Origin of the sequence: Hydrogenophaga sp. BPS33 (genome assembly GCF_009859475.1) — a bacterium.
Taxonomy (GTDB): Bacteria; Pseudomonadota; Gammaproteobacteria; order Burkholderiales; family Burkholderiaceae_C; genus Hydrogenophaga.
Window position 1 is genome coordinate 2,786,920 of record NZ_CP044549.1, and the last position, 24,487, is coordinate 2,811,406.

20 protein-coding genes, 1 tRNA gene and 1 pseudogene are annotated in these 24,487 nt (G+C 66.5%); 12 read left to right on the forward strand and 10 right to left on the reverse strand.

What is annotated here, in order from left to right:
- Nucleotides 1-299 precede the first annotated feature (299 nt).
- The 7 genes from F9K07_RS12990 to F9K07_RS13020 all read right to left on the reverse strand — a co-directional run bounded on the left by F9K07_RS12990 (nt 300) and on the right by F9K07_RS13020 (nt 7,624).
- On the reverse strand, nt 300-1,754 hold the full coding sequence (locus F9K07_RS12990; RefSeq protein WP_159593705.1) for a UbiD family decarboxylase: 1,455 nt from the start codon (nt 1,752-1,754) through the stop codon (nt 300-302).
- Nucleotides 1,755-1,773: 19 nt separating this feature from the next.
- Nucleotides 1,774-2,766, reverse strand: coding sequence for a Bug family tripartite tricarboxylate transporter substrate binding protein (locus F9K07_RS12995; RefSeq protein ID WP_159593707.1), 993 nt, complete (start codon nt 2,764-2,766; stop codon nt 1,774-1,776).
- Nucleotides 2,767-2,816: 50 nt separating this feature from the next.
- Nucleotides 2,817-3,404, reverse strand: a complete 588-nt coding sequence (locus tag F9K07_RS13000) for a UbiX family flavin prenyltransferase (protein ID WP_159593709.1) — start codon at nt 3,402-3,404, stop codon at nt 2,817-2,819.
- Between the two features lie 203 nt (nt 3,405-3,607).
- Entirely contained in the window at nt 3,608-4,585 is a 978-nt protein-coding gene (locus F9K07_RS13005; RefSeq protein ID WP_159593711.1) for a Bug family tripartite tricarboxylate transporter substrate binding protein, read from the reverse strand.
- Between the two features lie 28 nt (nt 4,586-4,613).
- The gene (locus tag F9K07_RS13010) at nt 4,614-5,600 is read right to left on the reverse strand and encodes a zinc-binding dehydrogenase (RefSeq protein ID WP_159593713.1); all 987 of its coding nucleotides are present in this window, start codon (nt 5,598-5,600) and stop codon (nt 4,614-4,616) included.
- Nucleotides 5,601-5,624: 24 nt separating this feature from the next.
- Entirely contained in the window at nt 5,625-6,434 is an 810-nt protein-coding gene (locus F9K07_RS13015) for an enoyl-CoA hydratase (protein WP_159593715.1), read from the reverse strand.
- Nucleotides 6,434-7,624: a CaiB/BaiF CoA transferase family protein gene (locus F9K07_RS13020; protein ID WP_159593717.1), complete on the reverse strand. Its 1,191-nt coding sequence runs from the start codon at nt 7,622-7,624 to the stop codon at nt 6,434-6,436. The genes F9K07_RS13015 and F9K07_RS13020 overlap by 1 nt, the downstream gene beginning before the upstream one ends.
- Nucleotides 7,625-7,779: 155 nt before the next feature.
- On the opposite strand from F9K07_RS13020, the gene F9K07_RS13025 reads away from it, so the two are divergent.
- From F9K07_RS13025 to F9K07_RS13065, 9 genes and pseudogenes are all read left to right on the forward strand, one after another.
- The gene (locus tag F9K07_RS13025; RefSeq protein ID WP_159593718.1) at nt 7,780-8,727 is read left to right on the forward strand and encodes a LysR family transcriptional regulator; all 948 of its coding nucleotides are present in this window, start codon (nt 7,780-7,782) and stop codon (nt 8,725-8,727) included.
- 148 nt (nt 8,728-8,875) lie between these two features.
- Nucleotides 8,876-9,418, forward strand: coding sequence for a polyhydroxyalkanoate synthesis repressor PhaR (gene phaR, locus F9K07_RS13030; protein ID WP_236581943.1), 543 nt, complete (start codon nt 8,876-8,878; stop codon nt 9,416-9,418).
- A gap of 156 nt (nt 9,419-9,574) precedes the next feature.
- Nucleotides 9,575-10,975 carry a 30S ribosomal protein S12 methylthiotransferase RimO gene (rimO, locus tag F9K07_RS13035; protein WP_159593722.1) on the forward strand — a complete coding sequence of 467 codons (1,401 nt, stop codon included), beginning with the start codon at nt 9,575-9,577 and terminating at the stop codon, nt 10,973-10,975.
- Between the two features lie 155 nt (nt 10,976-11,130).
- A complete protein-coding gene (locus tag F9K07_RS13040) occupies nt 11,131-11,358 on the forward strand; it encodes a biotin/lipoyl-binding carrier protein (protein WP_159593724.1) in 228 nt (75 codons plus the stop codon).
- Nucleotides 11,355-12,134 carry a GntR family transcriptional regulator gene (locus F9K07_RS13045; RefSeq protein ID WP_159593726.1) on the forward strand — a complete coding sequence of 260 codons (780 nt, stop codon included), beginning with the start codon at nt 11,355-11,357 and terminating at the stop codon, nt 12,132-12,134. The genes F9K07_RS13040 and F9K07_RS13045 overlap by 4 nt, the downstream gene beginning before the upstream one ends.
- Nucleotides 12,131-13,351, forward strand: a complete 1,221-nt coding sequence (locus tag F9K07_RS13050; RefSeq protein WP_159593728.1) for a CaiB/BaiF CoA transferase family protein — start codon at nt 12,131-12,133, stop codon at nt 13,349-13,351. The genes F9K07_RS13045 and F9K07_RS13050 overlap by 4 nt, the downstream gene beginning before the upstream one ends.
- Entirely contained in the window at nt 13,348-14,937 is a 1,590-nt protein-coding gene (locus F9K07_RS13055; RefSeq protein ID WP_236581944.1) for an acyl-CoA carboxylase subunit beta, read from the forward strand. The genes F9K07_RS13050 and F9K07_RS13055 overlap by 4 nt, the downstream gene beginning before the upstream one ends.
- Nucleotides 14,938-15,011: 74 nt before the next feature.
- The gene (locus F9K07_RS13060) at nt 15,012-16,022 is read left to right on the forward strand and encodes a tripartite tricarboxylate transporter substrate binding protein (protein ID WP_159593730.1); all 1,011 of its coding nucleotides are present in this window, start codon (nt 15,012-15,014) and stop codon (nt 16,020-16,022) included.
- A 40-nt stretch (nt 16,023-16,062) separates the two neighbouring features.
- Nucleotides 16,063-17,463 (forward strand): annotated as a pseudogene (locus tag F9K07_RS13065) (acetyl-CoA carboxylase biotin carboxylase subunit); the annotation flags it as partial.
- A 144-nt stretch (nt 17,464-17,607) separates the two neighbouring features.
- Here F9K07_RS13065 and F9K07_RS13070 read toward each other — a convergent pair.
- Nucleotides 17,608-17,692, reverse strand: a tRNA-Leu gene (locus tag F9K07_RS13070).
- A gap of 51 nt (nt 17,693-17,743) precedes the next feature.
- Here F9K07_RS13070 and rnr point away from each other — a divergent pair.
- From rnr to F9K07_RS13085, 3 genes are read left to right on the forward strand one after another with little or no spacing between them, the layout of a single operon-like run.
- A complete protein-coding gene (gene rnr, locus F9K07_RS13075; RefSeq protein WP_236582008.1) occupies nt 17,744-20,026 on the forward strand; it encodes a ribonuclease R in 2,283 nt (760 codons plus the stop codon).
- Nucleotides 20,027-20,049: 23 nt separating this feature from the next.
- The gene (locus F9K07_RS13080; protein ID WP_236581945.1) at nt 20,050-20,994 is read left to right on the forward strand and encodes a gamma-glutamyl-gamma-aminobutyrate hydrolase family protein; all 945 of its coding nucleotides are present in this window, start codon (nt 20,050-20,052) and stop codon (nt 20,992-20,994) included.
- 53 nt (nt 20,995-21,047) lie between these two features.
- Nucleotides 21,048-21,599, forward strand: a complete 552-nt coding sequence (locus F9K07_RS13085) for a YggT family protein (RefSeq protein WP_159593734.1) — start codon at nt 21,048-21,050, stop codon at nt 21,597-21,599.
- A 75-nt stretch (nt 21,600-21,674) separates the two neighbouring features.
- On the opposite strand, the gene F9K07_RS13090 is transcribed toward F9K07_RS13085, so the two are convergent.
- Complete coding sequence (locus tag F9K07_RS13090) at nt 21,675-22,628, reverse strand: IS110 family transposase (RefSeq protein WP_159593437.1); 954 nt, start codon at nt 22,626-22,628, stop codon at nt 21,675-21,677.
- Nucleotides 22,629-22,889: 261 nt separating this feature from the next.
- On the reverse strand, nt 22,890-24,470 hold the full coding sequence (locus F9K07_RS13095; RefSeq protein WP_159596919.1) for an NAD(P)H-hydrate dehydratase: 1,581 nt from the start codon (nt 24,468-24,470) through the stop codon (nt 22,890-22,892).
- Nucleotides 24,471-24,487 lie beyond the last annotated feature (17 nt).

Genomic DNA, 24,487 nt, shown 5'->3' on the forward strand with positions numbered 1-24,487 from the left:
AAAGGACCTATGCATGCCACCTTGCCACTCTCGACGGATGGTGGGGTTCGCGGGCGCAGGCGCCATTCGCGGTTGCCTGCACGGATGCGTCCTGCATGCGGTGTTGAAGAAGGAGAGGAGGCGTGCACGGGCATCCGACCGAGAGGTGCGCCGGAGAACGCGGACCACGCCAGCCGTCAGTGCGAGGCGCGGGCATGAAACCCTAGCGCACCAACCCTTAGCGCGATGTGCAAGCTTGAAACAAAAACACATCAACCCTCAGCGCGATGTGCAGGCTCGATACAGAGGCAAGCCAAGCCTCAAAGGATGTGCTTCCACTTGGCCCGCACGGCCTCCTGCAGCTCCTTGCTCGCCTCCGCAACCGCCGGAAACTCCTTGATGAAGTCGTAGGGGCGGCAGGCGTCGATGACCGCCTTGGAGGTGAACGGTGCCTTGGAGGTGTAGGCAATGGACATGGGATCGTTCTTCGAACCCATGCCGCGCTGGATGATGTCGATGTCCAGGCTCGGGTCGGTGCGCGTGGCAATGGCCCACATCACCTCCTGCAGGTTCGAGGGATCGATATCTTCGTCCACCACCACCGAGTAGCGCGACATGTAGGCGCCCACGCCGCACTGGCTCAGGATGTGCCCGGCCTGGCGCGCATGGCCGGCATAACGCTGCTGGATCGAAACGACATTGAACATGCGCGCGCCACCGATCTCGTGCGCCCACACCGCCTGCACGTCGGGCACGCCGGCCGCGATCAGCGCGTCCATCAGCAAGGCCGAGCGCATCACCGCCTTGGAGTAGGAATAGTCGTTGGGCGGCTTGGCCGGCGGGCTGCCCATGATGATCGGGTTGTTTCGGTAGTAGACCCGCTCGATCGTCACCACCGGCGCGGTCGCCGGCTTGCCCGGGTAGTAGCCGTGGAACTCGCCGAACGGGCCTTCGATGCGCTCGTCGTTCGGGTGCGCCCAACCCTCCAGCACGATCTCCGCGCCGCTGGGCACGGGCAGACCCGTGAGCTGGCCCTTCACCACCGAAACCGGCTGCTTCAGGATGGCGCCGATGTAGTTGTACTCACACATGCCGAACGGTACTTCGATGCCCGAGATCAGGTAGCCCAGCGGGTCGCAGCCCACCACGATCGCGACGGGGAAAGGCTTGCCCGCCTTCATGTACTTGTCGTACTGGATCGCGCCGTGCTTGCCGGGCACCATGTCCAGGCCGACGTGGTTCCGGTCGTGCACCATCACGCGGTACGTGCCGACGTTGACCCATTCCGAGTCCAGGTCCTTGGTGACCACCATGCAGCCGGTGCCGATGTAGCGCCCGCCGTCGAGCTCGTGCCACAGGGGCGAGGGGAAGGCGAACACGTCCACATCGTCGCCGCTCTGCACGTTCTCGAAAATGGGGCCCTGGTCCACGACGACCGGTGGGTATTGATCGGCTTGGCCTTGCCACTGCTTGGGCTTGCCACGCAGCGATTGTGTGAGACCGCCGTTCGTGCTCTCGATGGGCAGGCGCAGGATGGAGGACAGGCGCGAGGGGCTGCTGGTGCTGCACGTCATGACCCGGTGACCCTGGGGGTAGCCGGGGATGTCGTCGAACAGCAGCGCGTTGGGCAAGTCCTTCTTGACGTTGAGTTCGCTGATCGCGCCCAGCTCCAGGTTCCAGTCGGCGCCCGACACCTCGGTCAGCTCGCCCATGTGTTTCACTTCATCGATCCACGCCCGCAAATCCAGCGGGTTTCCAACAGTCTTGTTGCTCATTCTCGGTACTCTCTGAAACTCAGGCTTCGATCTTGAAATCCATTTCCTTGATCAGGCGGCTCCAGCGCGCCATCTCGTCGCGCATGAACTTGTCCTGGTCGTTCAGGATCAGCAGTTCGGCACCGGCCTTCTCCACGTCGGCGACGAAGCTGGCGTCGGCCAGCACCTTCTTGCCCAGGTTGCGCAGCGCATCCAGCGCGGGCCGGGGCGTGCCGGCCGGTGCGAAGAGCGCGTTGAACACCAGCACCTGCATTTCGTCGAACCCGGCTTCCACGGCGGTCGCAATGTCGGGCGCGGCCTTCAGGCGCTTGGGGCTGTTGATCGCGAGAATGCGGATGCGCCCGGCGCGGTGGTGTGCCAGCACGGCCGAGGACATGATGGGCGTGCCCATTTGCAGGTGACCCGCGATCACGTCGGCCATGGCCGGACCGCCACCCCGGTAGGCGACGTGCGTGATGTTGAGCTTGCCGCCGACGTACTTGAACAGCTCGCCCGTGAGGTTGGTGATGGTGCCCGCGCCGGCCGAACCGTAGGACAGCTTGCCCGGCTGGGCGCGCGCCAGCGCCACCAGTTCCTTCAGCGAGTTCACCGGCAGCGAGGGATGGACCACGACGCAGGTCGGATTGGCGCTCACCATGCTCACCATCGTGAAGTCCTTCAGGCCGTCGTACTGCGGCTTGGCCGATGCCAAGGGGTTGACGATCTGCGTCGTGGAGGTGCCCAGCAGCAGCGTGTAGCCATCGGGTTTGGCGCGCGCCACTTCGATCGCGCCGATGGCGCCGCCGGCGCCGGCCTTGTTGTCGATCACCAGCGTGTAGCCCGACAGCGGCTGGGCGGCCTTGGCCCAGTAGCGCGCCATGATGTCGCCGTCACCGCCGGGCGCGAATGGCACCACGACACGGATCGGGCGGTCGGGGTAGCCGCTTTGCGCGTGGGCGGAAAACGGGAGGCCGGCGGCGCCCAGGCTGGCCGTGGCCAGCATGAAATCGCGGCGCGAAAAGTGATTCGTCATCGTTGTCTCCTTGAGGGGTTGATCGGTGAAAGAGGAAGGTGTTAGGTGGCTCAGGACCCCATGCCGCTCCAGCGGCGCACGAGTGGCGTGTCGATGTCGAAGAGGTCCAGGCAACGGCCCACCGTGTGGTTGACCATCTCGTCGATCGAGGTCGGGCGCGCGTACAGCGCGGGCACGGGCGGCATGATCACGGCGCCGTTCTCGCTCGCCTGCAGCATGGTCTTGAGGTGGCCGTTGTGCAGCGGCGTCTCGCGCAGCAGCAACACCAGCTTGCGGCGTTCCTTGAGCACCACGTCGGCCGCGCGGGTGAGCAGCGAAGTCGTGTTGCCGTACGCGATCTCGGAGAGGGAGCGGATGGAGCACGGCGCCACCACCATGCCCAGCGTCTTGAAGGAGCCGGAGGAGATGGACGCGCCGATGTTCTTCGCGTGGTGGACCTCGTCGGCCAGCGCCTCGACGTCCCTGGGCTTGAGGTCGGTCTCCGTGCTCAGCGTGAGCTTGGCGGAGTCGCTCATGACCAGGTGGGTCTCGATGTCGGTCTCGCGCAGCACCTGCAGCAGGCGGATGCCGTAAAGAGCGCCCGAGGCGCCGCTGATGCCGACGATCAGGCGGCGGCGTGGAGTGGAAGAGGTGTTCACCGTATTTTTGTCCTGTGTGCAGGCGGCCGTGCCTTGCAGCAAAAGTCGCCGGATTTTGGTGGCGGGGTGGGTGCGCGTCTAACGAACAATTTCGCTGGCGGTCACGAAAAATCCTCATGGGGGTGTGCCCCATGAAAAACGGCCGCGAAAGCGGCCGTTGCAGGGATTTTCGCGCAGCGCCGCGCGGTGTCGAAAGTTCCTCCTCAGTCGACCTTGACGTTGGCGGACTTCACCAGGTTCACCCAGAATTTGCTGTCGTCCACCAGCCAGCTGGCGAACTGCTCGGGCGAGTCGGACAGGGATACCTCGGTACCTTCGCGCGCCAGCGCGGATTTCACGCTGGGCTCCAGCATGGCTTTGCGCGTGGCCTCGTAGAGCACCTTCACCACCGGCGCGGGGGTGCCGACGGGCACGAACATGCCGTACCAGAATTCGAGGTTGTACTCGGGCAGGCCGGCTTCGCGCATGCCCGGCAGATCGGGCACCAGGGGCGAGCGCTCGCGTGTGCTGACCGCGATCGCGCGCAGCTTGCCCGCCGACGATTGCGGCAGCACCGAGGGCGAGGTGCCGAAAGTGAGCTGCGTCTCGTTGGCCATCACCGAGGTGATGGCGAACGAGCCGCCCCGGTAGGGCACGTGCGTCATCTCGGTCTTGGTCAGCAGGTTGAAAAGGGCCGCGCCCAGGTGCGGCGCGGACCCGTTGCCCGAGGTCGAGTAGTTCAGCTTGCCCGGGTTCTTCTTCGCTTCGGCGATCAGGTCGGGCACAGAGCGGATGGGGCTGCCGGGGTTCACCGCGAGCACCAGCGGCGAGGTCGTCATCCTGGTCACGGGAATGAAGTCGCTCGGTTTGTAGCTCAGCTTGGCGTTGAGCGCGGGGTTCACCGAGATCGCGCTGGGGCTGGCGATCATCAGCGTGTAGCCGTCGGCCGGTGCCTTGGCCACGATGTCGGCCGCGATGCTCGAGCCGTTGCCCGGCTTGTTGTCGATCACCACGGTCTGCCCCAGCGCCTTGCTCAAGGCCTCGCTCATCGAGCGCGCCACGTAGTCGGCCGCACCGCCCGGCGCGAAGCCGATCACGATGCGGATGGGCTTGCTGGGGAAGGGCGCGGATTGCGCCCCAGCCAGCGGCGCCAGCGTGCCCAGGGCCAGGGCGAGTATCAGGTGCTTGCTTGTCTTCTTCATGCGGTGTCTCCTCTTTCGGGTGGTGATGTCAAACGTCGTCCGCCGGCATGCGCAGTACGATCTTTCCGATGTGCGCACCGGCTTCCATGCGCGCTTTGGCTTCCTTCAGTTGAGTGAAGTCCATGACGCGGTCGATGCGCGGTTGGATGCGGCGTGCAGCGATCAAGGGCAGGACTTCCGCCACGAAACGCGGCACGGAGGCGGCGCGCTGTGTCTTGCTACGCAGCTTGTTGGACACGCCGAACAACGTGAGGCGCTTGGCGTGCAGGGCTTCGAGATCGACCTCTGCCCTGACCACGCCGTCGACATAGCCCACCGTGGCCAGGCGGCCTTCGAACGCGGCGCAGCGCATGTTCTCGGCGAACACGCTGCCGCCCACGGTATTGATCACCAGGTTCGCGCCGCGCTGGTTCGTGGCTTCGAGCACGGCCGGCGCGAAGTCCGCGCCCCGTGTGTGCAGGCCCAGGTCCAGGCCCAGCGGCTTGAGTTCGGCCAGTTTCTCGGCCGAACCGGAGGTGCCGATGACGTTCGCGCCCAGCGCCTTGGCCAGCTGCAGCGAGGCCACGCCCACGCCCGAGGACACGCCATTGATCAGCAACCATTCGCCGGCCTGCAGGCGGCCCTGCAACACCAGCATGTCGTGGGCCACGAGCATCGTCAGCGGCATGCTGGCGGCCTCTTCCCAGCTCACGCCGGGTGGCACGTGCATGGCCTCGGCGGTGTCGATCAGCGCGAATTCGGAGAACGCGCCGGCGCATCGGCCCATGACGCGGTCGCCGAGCTGAAAGCCGCTCACGTCGGGACCCAGCGCGAGCACCTCGCCCGCACCCTCGCCGCCGATGGCCTTCCAGCTGCTCAGTTGGCCGTGCAGGCCGCCGGCCAGGAACTCGCCCCGGTTGAGCGATGCGGCGCGCATGCGCACCAGCAGTTGGCGCGGGCCGGGCACGGGCACCGGGCTGTCGCGCAGTTCGAGCACCGAGCCGGTGTCGGTCATTTGCATCCAGTAGGACTGCATGGTTGGTTCTTTCTCCGTGCTTTCTCAACGGCCTGTGAAGACCGGTTTGCGTTTTTGCATGAAGGCCGTGCGGCCTTCGGTGTAGTCGGCGCTCTGGAAACAGCCCTGGATCAGCGAGGTGCACAAGGCATGATCGAGCTCGGGCGAAGGCTTGAGGATTTCGCGCGTGATCGCCTTGCCGGCCATGAGCGTGAGCGGCGCGTTGTCGGCGATGGTCGATGTGTATTCGGCCAGCAACTGCGGCAAGGCGTCGGGCGCGCAGGTGCGTGAGATCAGGCCGAGTTCGCGCGCCTCCAGGGCATCGATGCGGCGCGCGGTGAAGAACAAGTCCTTCGCCGCGCCGGGGCCGATCAGGTCCACCAGGTTCTTCATCGCCGAATAGCGGTAGCCCAGGCCCAGGCGGCCGGCGGGGATGGAGAACACGGCGTCGCTCGCGGCGATGCGGATGTCGCAGGCGATGGCGACGTTCACCCCGCCACCGATGCAATAGCCGTGGATGCAGGCCAGCGTGGGCTTGGGGAAGTCGTGGATGCCCATGAGCGTGGTCTCGGCCATCTTCTCGTAGTAGGCAACGGCCTCGCGTGCGGCGCGCATGTCTTCGAACTGCGAGATGTCCGCGCCCGAGACGAAAGCCTTGTCGCCCGCGCCGGTGAAGGCCACGAGGCGAACGCGCTCGTCGTCCTGCGCTTGCGCGAGCAGCGGCGGCACGGCCTCCCACATGTCCACGGAGAGTGCGTTGTGGCGCGCGGGGTTGTTGAAGCGGATGTGCAGGGTGCGATCGTCGAGCCAGGTCTGCACGCGTTCGGTGGTGGAGATGTAGTCCGAGGTGCTCATCAGTAGACTCCTGCGGCTTTCATGCGGGCGAAGTCCCCGGCGGCCAGGCCCAGTTCTCCAAAGACTTCCTCGGTGTGTTCGCCCCGGCGCGGCGCGGCGCGGGCAATGGTGCTCGGCGTGCGTTCGAGCTGCACCGGCTGGCCGACCATGCGCTGCGGCCCCTGCCACTTCGAGACCACGTTCTTCACCATGCCCAGGTGCTGCACCTGCGGTTCTTCCAGCGCCTCCTGCATCGAGCTGATCAGGCCGCAGGCGACCCCGCCGTTGTTGAATTGCTCGACCCAGTGGGCGCGGTCTTGCTTGGCCAGACGGCGGTTGATGTCGGCGTTGAGCGTTTCGCGGTTCACCGAGCGCGAGGGCTTGTCCCGGTAACGCGGATCGGTGATCCATTCGGGCGCGCCCAGGATGTGGCAGAAGCGCTCCCAGATCTTGGAGCCGAACACGGCGATGTTCATGTAGCCGTCGCGCGCCTTGTAGACGCCGGTGGGAATGCTGGTGGGGTGGAAGTTGCCCGCCTGCGTGGCCACGTCGCCGTCGATCAGGTAGCGCGAGGTCTGGAAATCCATCATGTAGACCATGGACTCCAGCAGCGAGGTGTGCAGCCACTGGCCCTTGCCCGAGGTCTCGCGCTCCAGCAGCGCGACCAGCACGCCCTGCGCGGCGAAGATGCCGGCGCACAGGTCGCCAATGGGAATGCCCACGCGCATCGGGCCGTCGCCTGGCTGGCCAGTCACCGACATGAGCCCGCTCATGCCTTGCGCGATCTGGTCGAAGCCCGGGCGCGAGGCCAGCGGGCCGCTCTGGCCGAAGCCCGAGATGCTGGCGTAGACCAGGCGGGGGTTGGTGGCGACCAGCGATTCGTAGTCGATACCCAGGCGGAATTTCACATCGGGACGGAAGTTCTCCACCACCACGTCGGCGGTGTCGATCAGGCGCTTGAGGGTGGCAATGCCCTCGTCGGTCTTGAGGTTGAGTGTGATGGAGCGCTTGTTGCGGTGGGTGTACTGGTAGTCGGAGCCTTCCTGGCCGCCGAGCGTGTCGTCGCCGCGCATGCTCTCGGGCATCTGCACCTGGATCACGTCGGCGCCCCAGTCGGCGAGCTGGCGGCAGGCGGTGGGGCCGGCGCGCACCTGGGTCAGATCGATCACGCGAAAGCGCTGCAAGGCGGTGGAAGCGGGGAGGTGTGGCATGGGGTTTTCAGCAGGTCGGGGCGGTGGTGCGTGCGCGGGCCGCCCGGGCGTTTTGATGAGGTGTCTCCGTGTTTTGTGGGCGCATCGTGACAGTGGGCGTCTGTGTTGTAAATTGCATCTTTCTGAACAGCTGATGCAACTTGCAAAAGAATCGTATGCCGAGCAAACGCATCCTCAAACCGTCCCTCGCGGATCTGCGCGCCTTCGTCACCGTGGGGGAACTGCAGAGCTTCGCGGCCGCCGCCGAGCTGCTGCACCTGTCGCAGCCCGCCTTGTCGCGGCGCATCGCCAACCTGGAGCGGGTGCTCGACGTGCGCCTGTTCGACCGCACGACCCGCAGCGTCGAACTCACGCCCCTGGGTCGGCGTTTTCTCGGGCGCGTGCGCAACGTGATCGCCGACCTCGACCATTCGGTGGTCGACCTGAGCGACGTGGCGCACATCGAGGTCGGCGACGTGACCGTGGGCTGCGTGTTCCTGGCGGTGTCGCATTTCCTGCTCGGTGTGATCGAGCAGTTCCGTCAGGCGCATCCGCACGTGATGGTGCGCGTGATGGAAGAGGGCGCCGACGAGGTGCTGGCCTGCGTGAAGAGCGGCGAGGCGGAGATCGCGATCAACTACGTCGGCATGCAGGACCCCGAGGTGGAATTCACGCCCATGCTCAAGGACCGCTTCGTGCTCGCGTGCCGTGTGGACCACCCCTTGGCCAAGCGCCGCTCGGTGCGTTGGGACGAGGTGGTGAAACACCCCTACGGCCTGGTGTCGCACGCCAGCCGCAACCGCGTGCTGATCGACCAGGCGCTGGCCGACGTGGTGGACCTGCCCCGCCCGGTGTGCGAATTCCGCCATGCCTCCACGCTGATCGGCTTCGTGGACCAGGGGCTGGGCGTGGCCGTGGTGCCCCAGCTGGCGCTGCCGCGGCCCTCGGACTCCATCGTGGGCGTGCCGATCGAGGCGGCGGTGCACCGGACCATTGGCGTCATCCGCCGTCGGGGCCGCAGCCTCTCGCCGGCGGCCGAAGCCTTCGAGCGCTTGCTGATGGCGGCCAGCCGCGCCACGGGCAACCCCGCCCGGCCGCGCGCGAAAAGAACCGCACCACGCTGAGGCGGGTGCGTCCTGGGATGCGAAATATGCGAAATCCGGATGGACAGGGAAAACCCAGCTTGCTAGTGCAGCATGGCTTTCTAGAATGTCCCGTATCCTCTGGGCGGGCTATTCTGCCCCTGGCCCATCCACTCCTGAAGGTTCACCAGTGCAAAAATCCAAGGCCGGTAGCGGCGGCACGCGTTCGAACGCCGTGCGCGTGATCAAGAAGTACCCGAACCGGCGTCTGTACGACACCGACTCTTCCACCTACATCACGCTGGCCGAAGTCAAGACCCTGGTGATGGACAACGAGCCCTTCGTGGTGCGCGACGCCAAGACCAACGACGATCTCACGCGCAGCATTCTTCTGCAGATCATTCTGGAAGAGGAAACGGCGGGCGTTCCCATCTTCACCGAGCAGGTGCTGGCCAACATCATCCGCTTCTACGGCCACTCCATGCAGGACTTCATGGGGAGCTACCTGGAGAAGAACGTCCAGATCTTCATGGACTTGCAGAACAAGATGGCCGCCCAGGCGCCCGGTGCCACGCCGGAGGCCTGGAAGCAGTTCATGAGCGCGCAGTCGCCCATGATGGAAGGCATGATGGGCGCGTACATGGAGCAGTCGCGCAGCGCCTTCACGCAGATGCAGGAGCAGATGCAGAAGAACAGCGAGCAGATGCTGGCGGCGCTGGGCCTCAAGCGCTGATACGGTTTCGCCTTCAACCGTATAACGGCGTTGGGGACACTTCTACTTGGGGCAAAGGGGACATTACTGTCTTGGGGTCACAGCGGCAGCGGCCGCAGGGGCCGAGCCGTAAAATGGCGGCCTACATTGCCTGCCAGGTCGCCCTGCGAAATCCAAATGAATTCAAATACTTACGACGTAGCCACGACGTCAGGGATCACCGCTGTTCCCAAGGTGGGCTTCGTCAGCCTGGGCTGCCCCAAAGCCCTGACCGACTCCGAGCTGATCCTCACGCAGCTCAGCGCTGAGGGATACCAGACCTCCAAGACCTTTGCCGGGGCCGACCTGGTGATCGTCAACACCTGCGGCTTCATCGACGACGCGGTGCGCGAAAGTCTGGACACCATTGGTGAGGCATTGGCCGAAAACGGCAAGGTCATCGTCACCGGTTGCCTGGGCGCGCGCGAAGGCGAGGGCGGCGGCAACCTGGTGCAACAGATGCATCCGAGCGTGCTGGCCGTGACCGGCCCGCACGCCACGCACGAGGTGATGAGCGCGGTGCACCAGCACCTGCCCAAGCCGCACGACCCCTTCGTGGATCTCGTGCCGCCCCAGGGCATCAAGCTCACGCCCAAGCACTACGCCTACCTCAAGATCAGCGAGGGCTGCAACCACCGCTGCACCTTTTGCATCATCCCTTCCATGCGCGGTGATCTGGTGAGCCGCCCCATTGGCGACGTGCTGACCGAAGCGCGCAAGCTGTTCGAGGCCGGTGTGAAGGAATTGTTGGTGGTGAGCCAGGACACCTCGGCCTACGGGGTGGACGTGAAGTACCGCACCGGTTTCTGGGACGGCAAGCCGGTGAAGACGCGCATGTTCGACCTGGTGCGCTCGCTCGGCGAAATCGCCAAGGGTTACGGTGCCTGGGTGCGCCTGCACTATGTGTATCCGTACCCGCACGTGGACGAGATCATTCCGCTGATGGCCGAGGGCCTGTGCCTGCCGTACCTGGACGTGCCCCTGCAGCACAGCCACCCCGATGTGCTGCGCCGCATGAAGCGCCCGGCCAGCGGCGAGCGCAACCTGGAGCGCATCGCGCGCTGGCGCGAGCTGTGCCCACAGATCGTGGTGCGCAGCACCTTCATCGCCGGGTTCCCCGGTGAGACGGACGCCGAGTTCGATCACCTGCTGGACTTCGTGCGCGAAGCCCGCATCGACCGCGCCGGCTGCTTCGCTTACTCGCCGGTGCCGGGCGCCACGGCCAACGAACTGCCTGACGCGGTGCCCGATGCGCTGCGCGAGGAGCGCCGCGCGCGCTTCATGGCGGTGGCCGAGGCGGCATCGGCCGAGAAGCTGCAGCAGCGCGTGGGCGCGATCATGCAGGTGCTGGTGGATTCGGCACCCGGTCTGGGCAAGAAGGGCGGTATCGGCCGCAGCTACGCCGATGCACCGGAGATCGACGGCGTGGTGCGCCTGTTGCCGCCCGAGAAGATCAGCAAGACCCTGAAGGTGGGCGAGTTCACCAAGGCGCGTGTGGTCGCCGCCCAAGGGCACGACCTGCTGGCTGTGCCGATCTGACGGCGCGCGCTACCTGCACATGAAAACGGGCCCTCGCGGCCCGTTTTTTTTTGCGACCAAGGGTTTTTGCCACGTTGACAGGCCCGTTATCCGCGTTTAGCATTTTCGTAGGATTGTTAACAATCGTATTTTCAACAGACAATCAAGGAAGTCCCATGACGAAGTCGGTGGAAGTCATCTCGGAGATCTCCGGGAACGTTTGGAAGGTCGAAGCACAGCCCGGCCAGACCGTGGCCGAGGGCGATGTGCTCGTCGTCGTCGAGTCGATGAAGATGGAGATTCCGGTGGAGGCGCCCTGTGCCGGTGTGCTGCGCTCGCTGTCCTGCCAGGAAGGGCAGCCGGTGCGCGAAGGCGAGGTGATCGGTGTGGTGGACGCGGCATGACGCGCGACGTCCCGGGCGACAAACTGGATTACCGGCATTGGGAGGGCGCGGTGGCGTTCCGTCTCTTCTCGGGCAGCGACCAGCCGACCCTCACGGTCGCCGAGCAAATCGCAGCGTCCATCGGCGACCGCATCATCTCGGGCGCGCTGGCGCCGCGCGAGCGCATCCTGGAAGAGGAACTGGCCACGGAATTCAGTGTGAGCCGCGGGCCGGTGCGCGACGCCATCCGCATCCTGGAGCGCGAAGGCCTGGTGACCATCCTGCCCCGGCGCGGCGCGGTGGTGACGGACCTGGCCGCGCACGAAGTGCGGGAGATCTTCGAGATTCGCGCGGGCCTGCTGGAGATCGTGGCGCGCAAGGTGGCCGCCGCGCGCGACCCCGATCTGCTGGCGCTGCTGCGTGCCGGCGTGGCGCGCCTGCAGCGTCTGGCTGCCATGAAGGATGACCAGGGCGCGTACGCGGAGACCTCGTACCGCCTGTCCATCCTGTCGGTGCGCGCCTGCGGCAACCAGCGCCTCACACGCATGCTGGTGGCGCTGTCGCTGCAGACCTTGCGTTATGCCAAGCTGAGCCTGGCCAGCGCGCAGCGGCGCCAGCGCTCGGCGAGCATCTGGACCGAAGCGCTGGCGTTGCTCGAGGCTGGCGACGAAGAGGCTTACGCCCGCAAGGTGCGCCAGCGCGTGGAGGAGTCGGGTGCCGAGGCCGCGCGGCGGCTCGATGCGCCGGAGCCCGCGCGCAAGGACGTCGGCAAACCCGTGCCGAAGGCCGCACCATGAGCATATCGATGGAAGCCTTGGGCCCGTTGCGTGGCCTGACCGTCGTCGAGATCTGCACCACCATCGCGGGCCCCGCATGCGCGCGCCTGATGGCGGACTTCGGTGCCGATGTGATCAAGATCGAACCGCCGTCGGGCGATCCGGTGCGGCAGATGGGGCGGCACGTGGGCGACGTGTCGCTCTATGCCGCGGCCATCCTGCGCGGCAAGAAGTCGGTGGCGCTGGATCTCAAACAGGAAGAGGGGCGCAAGCTCGCGTTCGAACTTGCCCGCCGCGCCGACATCCTGATCGAGAACAACCGGCCCGGCGTGCTGGAGCGCCTGGGGCTGGGCTACGACGACCTGTCGAAGGTCAACCCGGGCCTGGTGATGGTGCGCATCTCCGGCTATGGCCAGGACGGCCCCTATGCCGCGCGCCCCGGCTACGGCGCGATCTGCGAAGCCGTGGGCGGCGTGCGGCACATGACGGGCGACCCCGACCGGCCACCGGCCCGTGTCGCGTTGGCCACCACCGACTACCTCACCGCCACCTATGCCGCGTTCGGCGCGGCCATGGCCATCATCGAGCGCCAGCGCACCGGCCGCGGCCAGGTGGTGGACGTGGCCTTGTACGAAACCGCTTTTACGCAGATGGAGCCCTACGTGCCCGCGTACGAAAAGCTCGGTTTCGTGCCGCAACGTGTGGGTCCGAACCTGCCGACGATGGCGCCCAACAGCCTGTACCCAACGAAGGACGGCAGCTGGATGCTGATCGCGGCCAACAGCAACCCGACCTTCGAGCGCCTGGTGGGCGCCATGGGCCAGCCCGAGCTATTGCGCGATGCGCGCTTTGCCGACATCCGCACGCGCGGCGAGCCGGCCAACATGAAGGCGATCGACGCCATCGTGGCCGAGTGGACGTGCACGCTGGAGACGGCCGCGCTGGCGGCGGTGTTGCAGGCGGCCGAGGTGCCCTCGTCGCCGATCTACACCATTGCCGACATCTACCAGGACCCGCACTACGCGGCGCGCGACATGCTGGTGAAGGTGCCGCACCCCGAGCTCGGCCACACCACGCAGGCCGGCATCGTGCCCAAGCTCTCGGCCACGCCCGGCGCGATCCGCCACACCGGTCCCGACATCGGTGCCGATACCGCCGAGGTGCTGCGCGGCATCGGCATCAGCAATTCACACATCCAGGAACTGGAGGCCGCCAAGGTCATCCGCACGCAAACATGAACGCACCGCTACCCCCATCTTCCGTGACCGACGCCGCCAACGACGGCGAATGGGCCGCCGAACTACAGGAGCTGGCTTACCGCCGCGAGCAGGGCGCTTCGATGGGCGGCCCGGAAGCTTTGGCCAAGCACGCCGCCAAGGGGCGGCTCAATGTGCGCCAGCGCATCGACGCGCTGCTCGACCCGCAGAGCTTTCGCGAACTCGCCCGTGTCGCCGGCAAGGGCCGCTACGATAAGGACGGCCATTTCAAGGGCGTCTCTCCCGTCAACGCGGTCATCGGCACCGGCCGCATCGAGGGCCGCAAGATCACCGTGTCGGCCGACGATTACACGCTGCGCGCGGGCTCGTCGGAGGCCACCATTTCGGACAAGTGGATTTACGCCGAGCGCATGGCGCTGGACCTGCGCATGCCGCTGGTGCGCCTGGTGGACACCGCCGGTGGCAGCGTGAAGCTGCTGGAACAGCAGGGCTCGAGCAAGATACCCGGCTACCCGAACTGGCCGGTGGTGGACCTGCTCAAGCACGTGCCGGTGGTGGGCGTGGCACTGGGCGCATGCGCCGGCCTGGGCGCGATCAAGGTGCTCATGTCGCACTTCTCGGTCATGGTGCGCGACCAGGCGCAGGTGTTCGCTGGCGGGCCGCCGGTGGTCAAACAGGCCTACGGCATCGACATCGACAAGAACGACCTCGGCGGCTGGAAGGTGCACCGCCGCAGCGCGCTGGTGCACAACGAGGCGCAGGACGAGGCCGACGCGTTCGAGCAGGTGCGCCGCTTCCTCTCCTACCTGCCGCGCAATGCGCAGAACGTGGCCGCGCGCGGTCCGCGCGAGGACGATCCGAACCGTGCCGATGACTGGCTCAAGAACGCGATTCCGCGCGACCGGCGCAAGGTGTTCGATCCGCGCAAGATCGTGGCCGCGTTGTTCGACACCGGCACCGTCTTCGAGATCGGACGCCACCAGGGCGGCTCCGTCATCACCGCGCTGGCGCGGCTGGACGGCTATCCCGTGGGCGTGATGTGCAGCGACCCGCGCGTGGCCGGTGGCGCCATGACCACCAAGTCGGCCTGGAAGATCGAGCGGCACGTCAAACTCTGCGACACCTTCGGGCTGCCGATCGTCAACTTGGTCGACCAGCCGGGCAACGCCACCGGCCCGGACGCGGAGCTCGACGCGACGCTGCTGGGCGCTGTGCGCGTGCTGACCACGATCGAGGACGCGCAAGTGCCCTGGATGTCGGTGATCCTGCGCCGCGCCTTCGGCCTGGCCGGTGGCCTGCACGCCCCCAAGTACTTCCCCTCGCTCAACCACCGCGTGGCCTGGCCATCGGCGCGCTGGGGTTCGATTCCGGTGGAGGGTGGCGTGAAGGCCGCGCACCGCCAGGAGATCGAAGACGCCGAAGACCCGGCCGCGCGCCAGGCCGAACTGGAGGCTTACTACAACCGCATCGGTTCGCCGTTTCGCACGGCGGAGAAGTTCGGCATCCTGGACATCATCGATCCGCGCGAGACGCGCAGTTTTCTGTGCGACTGGATCGAGGACGCCTGGGAAGCCATGCTCGCGCGCCGTGTCGGGCGCACCGTTTGACCGCGCTATCGCGGTCTTGTGTTTTTCCCTGCGCATGGCACCTGCGCAGCCATTTCAACGATAGGAGACAAACCATGATTTCATCTCTCGTTCGCCGCCTCTTGCGGATGCCGGCGCTGCTGGCCACGTGTGCCACGGCGTTGGCCATGGCGCCTGCCGCGGCCCAGTCGTGGGAACCCTCGCGCAAGGTCGAGTTGATCGTGCCGTCTGGCCCGGGAGCCGCGCTCGATACCGCTGCGCGCGAGATGTTCAACCAGTTGGAGAAGCGCAAGCTCGTCACGCAACCGCTGGTGGTGTCCAACAAATCGGGAGGCGCGGGCGCAGTGGCGCTGCAGACCCTGGAGCAGCATGCGGGCGACGGGCATTGGCTGTCGATCTTCACCTCCGGCATGCTCAACGCGCGCGCCATCGGCAGCGTGACCACGACCTACGAGGGCATGACACCGCTGGTGGTGATGCTCGAGGAAGCGGTGGTGGTGGCCGTGCGCGCGGACTCACCCATCCGCAACGCGACCGATCTGGTGGCGCGGCTGAAGACGGACCCGGGAGCCCTGTCCATCGGCGTGGCCACGGCGATCGGCAACCACATCCATGCCGGCATCGCCAAGCCGCTGATGGTGGGCGGCGTGGACATCTCGCGCCTGCGCGTGGTGCCGTTCAAGTCCTCCGCCGAGTCCATGACCGCATTGCTCGGCGGCCACCTGGACGTGGTAGCGGCGAGCACACCCAACGTCATCACCAACATGCAGGCCGGCCGCATCCGCGTGATCGCGGTGGCCACGTCCGAGCGTTTGAAAGGCGCCCTGGCGTCGGTGCCCACCTGGACCGAGCAGGGTGTGCCTGCGGTCTATGCCTCGGTGCAGGGCGTGCTCGGTCCCAAGGGCATGCCAGCCGAGCAGGTCCGCTTCTGGGAGCAGTCGTTCAAGCAGGTGATCGAGAGCAGCGAATGGCAAGCGTTCGTGGCCAAGCAGAACTGGCGCCCGGTGTACATGGGATCGTCGGACATGGCCAAGTACATGGAGACCGAATACGCCGCGACCAAGAAGCTGATCACCGAGTTGAAGCTGGACACCCAGCCCAAGTAAGACCGCACTGCCAAGACCACGCTGTTTTCGGAAGACACCGATGTTCGACAAGATCCTGATCGCCAACCGGGGCGAGATCGCCTGCCGCGTGGCCGCCACCGCGCGCCGCATGGGGCTGCGCACCGTGGCGGTGTATTCCGACGCCGACGCGCAAGCCAAGCATGTGGCGGCCTGCGATGAAGCGGTGCACATCGGTGCCAGCCCCGCACGCGAGAGTTACCTGGATGGCGCGCGCATCATCGAAGCGGCGCGCGCCAGCGGTGCTCAGGCCGTCCACCCGGGCTATGGTTTCCTGAGCGAGAACGAGGCCTTTGCTGAGGCTTGCGCCCAGGCCGGGTTGGTCTTCATCGGACCGCCCGCGTCCGCGATCCGGGCCATGGGCTTGAAGGCCGCGGCCAAGCAGCGCATGGAGCAGGCCGGCGTGCCGCTGGTGCCGGGTTACCACGGCGTCGATCAGGATGCACAGCGGCTGCGAGACGAAGCTGTCCGCGTCGGCTTTCCGGTGTTGATCAAGGCCAGCGCCGGTGGCGGTGGCCGGGGCATGCGGATGGTGGAGCGGGCCGACGACTTCGAGGCCGCACTCGCGTCTTGCCAGCGCGAGGCCAAGAGCGCGTTCGGCGATGAGGCTGTGTTGATCGAGCGCTACGTTCAGCGGCCGCGCCACATCGAGGTGCAGGTGTTCGGCGACAGCCGTGGCCACTGCGTGTACCTTTTCGAGCGCGACTGCTCGGTGCAGCGGCGGCATCAGAAAGTGCTGGAAGAGGCGCCCGCCCCAGGCCTTGGCGAGGACATGCGCCGCCGCATGGGCGAGGCGGCTGTGGCAGCGGCGCGCGCGGTGGGCTACGTCGGTGCCGGCACGGTGGAGTTCATCGTCGAGCAACCGCCCGAAGGCGGCATGCGCTTCTTTTTCATGGAGATGAATACGCGCCTGCAGGTCGAACATCCGGTGACCGAGGCCATCACGGGGCTGGATCTGGTGGAGTGGCAGATCCGTGTGGCCCGAGGCGAGCCGCTGCCGCTGCGGCAGGACCAGCTGCGCATGCAGGGCCACGCCATCGAAGCGCGCATCTGCGCCGAGAACCCGGACAAGAACTTCCTCCCGTCCTCGGGGCGGTTGCAGGTCTACCGCACACCGCCTTGTGTGCAGTTCCAGGTCGCGGGAGCGAGCGTGCGGGTCGATGCGGGCGTGCGCGAAGGCGATGAGATCTCCCCTTTCTACGACTCCATGATCGCCAAGCTCATCGTGCACGGCGACACACGCGAACAAGCCTTGGCGCGCCTGGACGAGGCCTTGTCGCAGATGCACATCGTGGGGCCCCACAACAACGTGCAGTTCCTGCGACGCGTGGTGCGCAGCCCGTCTTTTTCGCAGGCCGACCTGGACACGGCGCTCATCCAGCGCGAGAAAGCCACGCTGTTCAAGCAGGAGCCGGTGGGCATGGCGCAGCCGACCTGATTTCGCCGCACAAACAAAAACGGCGCCTGATGGGCGCCGTCGTCGTTTTCAAAACCAAGATCGTTTTCTCTCGGGTCTCACAGTGGATTTTTGTGATTGGCCGGTGTTGCCAAAACCCCGTGTTAACCTTGGTGCCCAGGAGAGGACTCGAACCTCCACGATGTTACTCGCTAGTACCTGAAACTAGTGCGTCTACCAATTCCGCCACCTGGGCTTTCAGGAAAACCAGAAGTATAGCAGAGAAAAAGTGAACGAAAAAAATAGCCTGTTGGCTGAATTTGAAGGTGTGGTTTCCGGCCACCGCGATGGACACGGTTTTGTGATTCGCGACGATGGTCAGGCCGATATTTATCTCCCCTCCAACGAAATGCGCGCCGTCTTGCACAAGGACCGCGTCAAGGCCCGCATCGTGCGGCTGGACCGCAAAGGCCGCCCCGAGGGGCGCGTCACAGAAATCGTGGAGCGCTCCGATTCCCCCATCATTGGCCGCCTGCTGCAAGAGAGCGGTGTCTGGCTCGTGGCGCCGGAAGACAAGCGCTATGGCCAGGACGTGTTGATTCCCAAGGGCGCCACCGGCTCGGCCAAACCGGGGCAGGTGGTCGTGGTGCAACTCACCGAACCACCCGCGCTCTACGGCCAACCCGTGGGCCGTGTCAAAGAGGTGTTGGGCGAGATCGACGACCCCGGCATGGAAATCGAGATCGCGGTGCGCAAGTACGGCGTGCCGCACGAGTTCTCGCAGGCCGCGCTGGCGCAGGCCCGCGCGCTGCCTGACCATGTGCGCAGCGCCGACCACAAGCACCGCGTGGACCTGCGCGACGTGCCGCTGGTGACCATCGACGGCGAGGACGCGCGCGACTTCGACGACGCCGTGTATTGCGAGCCGGCCAAGGTCGGCAAGGGCAAGGGCTGGCGCCTGTTGGTCGCGATCGCCGACGTGAGCCACTACGTGGAAACCGGCTCGGCCATCGACGTGGACGCTTACGACCGCGCCACCTCGGTGTATTTCCCGCGCCGCGTCATACCGATGTTGCCGGAGAAGCTGTCCAACGGCCTGTGCTCGTTGAACCCTGGCGTGGAACGCCTGTGCATGGTCTGCGACATGCTGGTCAACGCCAAGGGTGAAGTGCATGCCTACCAGTTCTATCCGGCAGTGATGTTCAGCCACGCGCGCTTCACTTACACGGAAGTCGCGGCCATCCTGCAGAACACGCGCGGACCCGAAGCCGCGCAACGCAAGCCGCTGGTGCCGTATCTGCTGAACCTGCACGATGTGTACCGCGCGCTGCTGGCGGCGCGCAACGAGCGCGGCGCAGTGGACTTCGAAACCACCGAGACGCAGATCGTGTGCGACGAGTCGGGCCGCATCGAGAAGATCGTGCCGCGCACCCGCAACGATGCGCACAAGCTGATCGAAGAGTCGATGCTCGCGGCCAATGTCTGCTCGGCCGACTTCATTCAACAGAGCAAGCACGCCGGCCTGTTCCGCGTGCACGAAGGCCCCACTCCCGAGAAACAGGAAATCCTGCGCAACTACCTCAAGGCCATGGGGGTGTCGCAGACGATTGGCGACAACCCCAAGCCAGCGGATTTCCAGCAGATCGCCAACGCGACCAAGGACCGCCCCGAGGCGCAACAGATCCACACCATGCTGCTGCGCTCCATGCAGCAGGCGATCTACACGCCGATCAACAGCGGCCACTTCGGCCTGGCGTTCGAGGCTTACACCCATTTCACCAGCCCGATCCGCCGCTATCCCGACCTGCTGGTGCACCGAGTGATCAAGGCCATCCTGGCGCGCAAGCGCTACGAGCTACCCGCACTGCCCACACCGGGCGAGGCGCACGCCAAGCTCAGCAAGCGCCTGGCCAGCCGCGTGCGGCCGCCGGTGGCGGGCGAGCCTGTCAAGAAGCCCTCGGCCGACACGCTGGCCTGGCAGGCAGCCGGCCTGCATTGCAGCGCCAACGAACGACGGGCCGACGAAGCCAGCCGCGACGTGGAGGCCTGGCTCAAATGCAAGTACATGCGCGAGCACCTGGGCGAGGAGTTCAGCGGTGTGGTAACAGCGGTCACCAGTTTCGGGCTGTTCGTCACGCTGGATGCGATGTACGTCGAAGGACTGGTGCACATCACCGAGCTCGGTGGCGAGTACTTCCGCTTCGACGAAGCGCGCCAGGAGCTGCGCGGCGAGCGCACCGGCATCCGCTATGCCTTGGGCAGCCGCGTGCGGGTGCAGGTGAGCCGCGTCGATCTGGACGGGCGCCGCATCGATTTCCGCCTGGTCAGCGACAACGACGATCTGGTGCTGCGCGCCATGCGCGACAAGACCGGCACGTCGGGCGCAACCGATGCAGGCGCACCCGGCGGGCGCGACGGCAAGGCGCGCCGCAACCGCGAAGCGGGAGGCAAGGCCAAAGCGGGCCGTATGGACAGCACGCAAACGCCGGTGATGGACGTGAAGGCGTCTGTTCGCAAGGCCGCGGACAAGAAGTCGTCGCGCGGCGGCGCACGCAGCACCGCAAGCCAGTCCCGCAAGAGCAGGCGTTGACGGAGCAAAAAGGAACGGTGGACATGCCTCGCTCGATGCCGTCAGGCTCTTCGGTGACCACGGCCCCCGCGATCAAGGCCAGGGCGTCGTCGACACGCCGCAAAGGGGCCGCGGGGACGGCCGAGAGGGCCCTGCGCATCGGCGTTTCGGCGCGCCTGCTGCACCAGGCCCCGCCGGAGCTGGGGTTTCGCAACAAGATCCTGCAGTACATCGAGCAATCGCTGGCGCACTGGATCATGGAGCATGGCGCGGTGGCGTTCATGGTCCCCGCGGTGGCGCACGACAGCAAGCACGCGGCGCGCTATCTGAAGGTGGAACAGGTGGTTCAGGAGCTGGATGCGCTGGTGCTGCAAGGCGGGGCCGACGTCGCGCCGCAGACCTACGGCCAGACCCCGATGGACCCGCGCTGGCAGGGCGACGTCGTGCGCGACCGATACGAACTGGCGCTGCTGCGAACCTTCCTGGCGCAGAAGAAACCCGTGCTGGGCGTGTGCCGAGGCGCACAGTTGCTCAATGTGGCGTTCGGCGGCACGCTGTACCAGGACATTGCCACGCAATGTGCCGCGGCCCACGCTCATGTGGACACCGAGCTGTACGACCACCTGGAGCACGATGTGACCTTCCTGCAAGGCACGGTGCTCACCAAGCTGTATCCCAACGCCTCGCAACTGCGCGTGACCAGCATCCACCACCAGGCGGTGGACCAGTTGGGCAAGGGCATGGTGGTCGAGGCCGTGTCGACGCTGGATGGCTTGGTCGAGGCGATCCGCTGGACCGGTGACACGTACGCGCGGGGCGTGCAGTGGCACCCTGAGTTCCACCACGGCCGCGATGCCCTGGCCGACAGCTCGCCGATCATGTTGGACTTTCTCGAAGCGTCACGGGAAGCGGCGCTCAAGCGCCTGGAAGAAGGCCTGGAGCCCGACCCCCGTGTGCCGCGCGCGCCCTTGCGGTTCCTGGGCGCTTGAGTCAGAGGCATCCGCCTCTACACTCGCGCCTGGAACCACCACCTGTCCACGCCATGCGCATCGTTTTTTTTCTGCTGGAAACCTTCTTCTTTTTCCTGGTGGCCGCCGCTTTGCTGCGCGCCTGGATGAACCATCTGCGCATTCACATGTCCGGGCAGCCGGGCCGGTTTGCGATTGCCGTGACCAACTGGCTGGTGGCGCCGGTGCGGCGTGTGCTGCCCAGCTCGCTGGCGCAAAGCCGCATCGACTGGGGCAGTCTCTTGGCCGCGGTGCTGCTGTGCCTCGCCTATGGCGTGGTGTGGCTGTTATTGGCGTCCAGCGTTTCGTCCGCGCCGTTGTCGATGGAGGCCGCAGTGGGCACCGTTGGCACCATGGCGGTTCGCATGCTCGTGCGCACCTTGCTGCAGGGCCTGATGCTGCTGTTGCTGGGCTATGCCATCTTGTCCTGGGTGCAGCCGCATTCGCCGGTGATGGCCATTCTGGAGCGCCTGTGCTCGCCGCTGTTGCGCCCGATACGCCGCGTGATCCCGCTGGTGGGCGGGGTGGATCTGTCGGTGCTGGTGCTCATCATCCTGCTGCAGGTTGGATTGATGCTGCTGGGCTGAACTGAAGAACACCCCCCTGCGCCGCTGCGCGGCTTTCCCCCTCTAGTGGGCCGGCGGAGGTTCTATGGATAGAAGTCAAGCGCTGGGTGCATATCGCTGAGGCTCGAATGGTTTGCCAGAGCGCCAGACGGCAAAGGCGATACGCAGGAGCTTGCGAGCCAGTACAACGAGGGCTTCGGTGGTCTTCAGGCCGCGCTGGCGCAAAGCCTTGTAAGTGGCTTCAAATGTCTTGGTGTGGCAGGCCGACATGGCGGCGAGGTACATCTGGCGTCGTAGAGCCGGTTGTCCGCGTTTGGAGAGCCTTCGGTGGCCTCGGCTGCGGCCCGAATCACAGGCACGCGGGTCCAGCCCACTGTAGGCCACCAAGGCATCGGCGCTGGCAAAGTCCAGCTGGGCCAGCACGCTGGCCAGCAATGCACTGCTTTGCGCGCCCACGCCCACGATGCTTTGCAGTAAAGCCCGTTGCTCTGCCAAGCGGGCATCCTTTGCGAACAGTGCTGCGATGCGCGCATCCATGGCCTTAAGCAGCGTGGCGAAGGCCGCATCCAGGGCCCCTAGCTCGGCAGCGATGGCTGCATCACAGCCCTGTAGCGACTGGTGCAGCGCGGTGCGTTTGGTCACTACCGTCCAACGCTGCGCGAGCAGGGTGTTGACCTGAGCGAGCGCGGGGCAGCAAGCCTGCCAGGGGTGCAGGTGCTCATGATGTTCAAGAAGGTAACGGGCGATCACATGGGCATCGAGCCGATCGGTCTTGGCCCGAGCGCCCAGGGCGCGGGCGTAGAAGAACACATCGCGGGCGTTGAGCACGAACACCTGCAGACCCGCTGCGTGTGCCAGGGTGGCGAGCAGTTGGTGGTAGCGCCCGGTGGACTCCATGGCCACAAGGGTGTTGTCTGGTAGCTCACGCAGCCAGGCGCTGATGGCGCCGACCTCGTTGGCGATGCTGCGGCATCCTGGTTGGGAGGCCGTGGCGACGACGAGTTCGGCCTTGGCCACATCTACCCCGATGAACACATGGACTTCTTGCATGGCAACCTCCTGCGAGAAAGAATGGCAAGTGTTGGGGTGGAAATTCCCGCCAGCCGCGTTAGCTTGCTTCAAGATCGGCGCTACTGGGTGCCGCTCAGTTCCTTATCGACGCTGAAAGGCGGGGTGGGGGCAATCTCCGCCAGTCGGTCCAAGCCGATAGCCGTACTTCCAGGCCCTCCACCCCAACACCTCAACCATACAAGCCGGACCCTTGATACCCCTTCCAGGGGGGGGAGCGCCGAAGGCGCGCAGGGGGGTATCTCAATCAAGCGGCTTGACCCGGGCCGCGAGGCGGCCCGCGCTCAGGTGTAGCGTCGTTTCTTGCGTCCAGCGGTCGGCCAGGGCGCCGTGCTGGAACACCGCATGGGCCACGCGCTTGAAAGCCTGTGCGGGGGGCCGCGACGGCCCGGCCACCGCACTGCCGATCATGCCCGCCAGCACGTCGCCGGTGCCCGCCGTGGCCAGCAGCGCGTTGCCCGAGGGGTTGATGAGGGGAGTCTCACCGGGTGCGGCGATCACGGTGCCCGATCCCTTGAGCACGCAGATCGAACCGAACTGGTCCGCGATGGCTTGTGCGGCACGCAAGCGGTCGGCCATGACCTCGGCCGTGGTGCTTTGGAGCAGGCGCGCGGCCTCCAGTGGGTGGGGCGTGAGAACGGTTGAACGTTCTTGTGCGCGCCGTTGCGCGAGCGCATGGCGCAATGCCGGGTCGTTGGCGATGGCGTTCAGCGCATCGGCGTCCAGCACCAAGGGGTTGGCATGCGCCAGGACGGCAGGCAGCAAAGGCACGACCGCCAAACCCCCGCCGCAACCGCAGACCACGCTTGCGCCGCGCAGCACGGTCGGGTCGAGCAGCCGTTCGGTGCTGCGAAACATCAGCTCGGGGCTGGCCGGGTCCCAGGTCGGCTTGCCCGGTCCATCGTCTTCGAGCAAGCCCACGAAGACCCGCCCCGCGCCGGCCTGTAGCGCCGCGCGCGCGGCCAGGATGGCAGCGCCGGTCATGCCCGCGCCATCCACACCGATGCCCTGGCCTCCGATCACGACCACATCGCCGAAGCTGCCTTTGTGGCTGGCGTGGGCCCGGCGCTGCGGTGGGTCGGCATCGGCCCCGCAGAGCCAGGCGTTGGCCGCAGCGAACGCCGTGCTCGGCAGGCCGAGTCCGTCCAGCCACACCTCGCCCGCGGCGTCACGGCCCGCGCCGGTGAACAGGCCCGGCTTCAAGCTCAGGAGCGACAGGGTATGGCGCGGCCCCGGTGGGGCGCTGTCCACGCCGTCACACGGTGCCAGCGCGCCGGTGTCGGCGTTCAGGCCGGTGGGCAGGTCCACGTTCAGCACCGGCGCTCGGGTGCTGCGCAGCACACCCAGCCACTGCGCCAGGGGTCCTTCAAAGGTGCGCGCGGGGCCGATGCCCAGCAGCGCATCGATGGCCAGATCGAACGCGGCCGGTGGCGCATCGCTGAAGCACACGCCTGCCTCGCGCGCCGATTGCAGCGCCCATCGGGCGTCGGCCGGTTGGCGCGCTTCGTCGTGGACCGCGTGGGTGACGACCACCCGCCGTCCACCGCCCGCTGCCTGTGCCCAGCGGTGCAAATGGGTCGCGGCCACGAAGCCGTCACCGCCGTTGTTGCCGGGCCCGCACGCGATCCAGATGCAGCTCGCGTGCGGCTGGAGCGCCCGGGCCAGGCGCGCCACAGCCTCACCGGCACGCGCCATCAAGGTGTGGTCGGGAAGGGTGGCGGCAGCTTGCTGTTCGATCTGGCGCGTGGTGGCCGTGTCGTGCAACGCCTCGCGCCGATCGCCGGTGATGCGGCGCGGGCCGGCGGGTGGTGTGAGCTCAGACATGATCAAGGCGTTGCTCC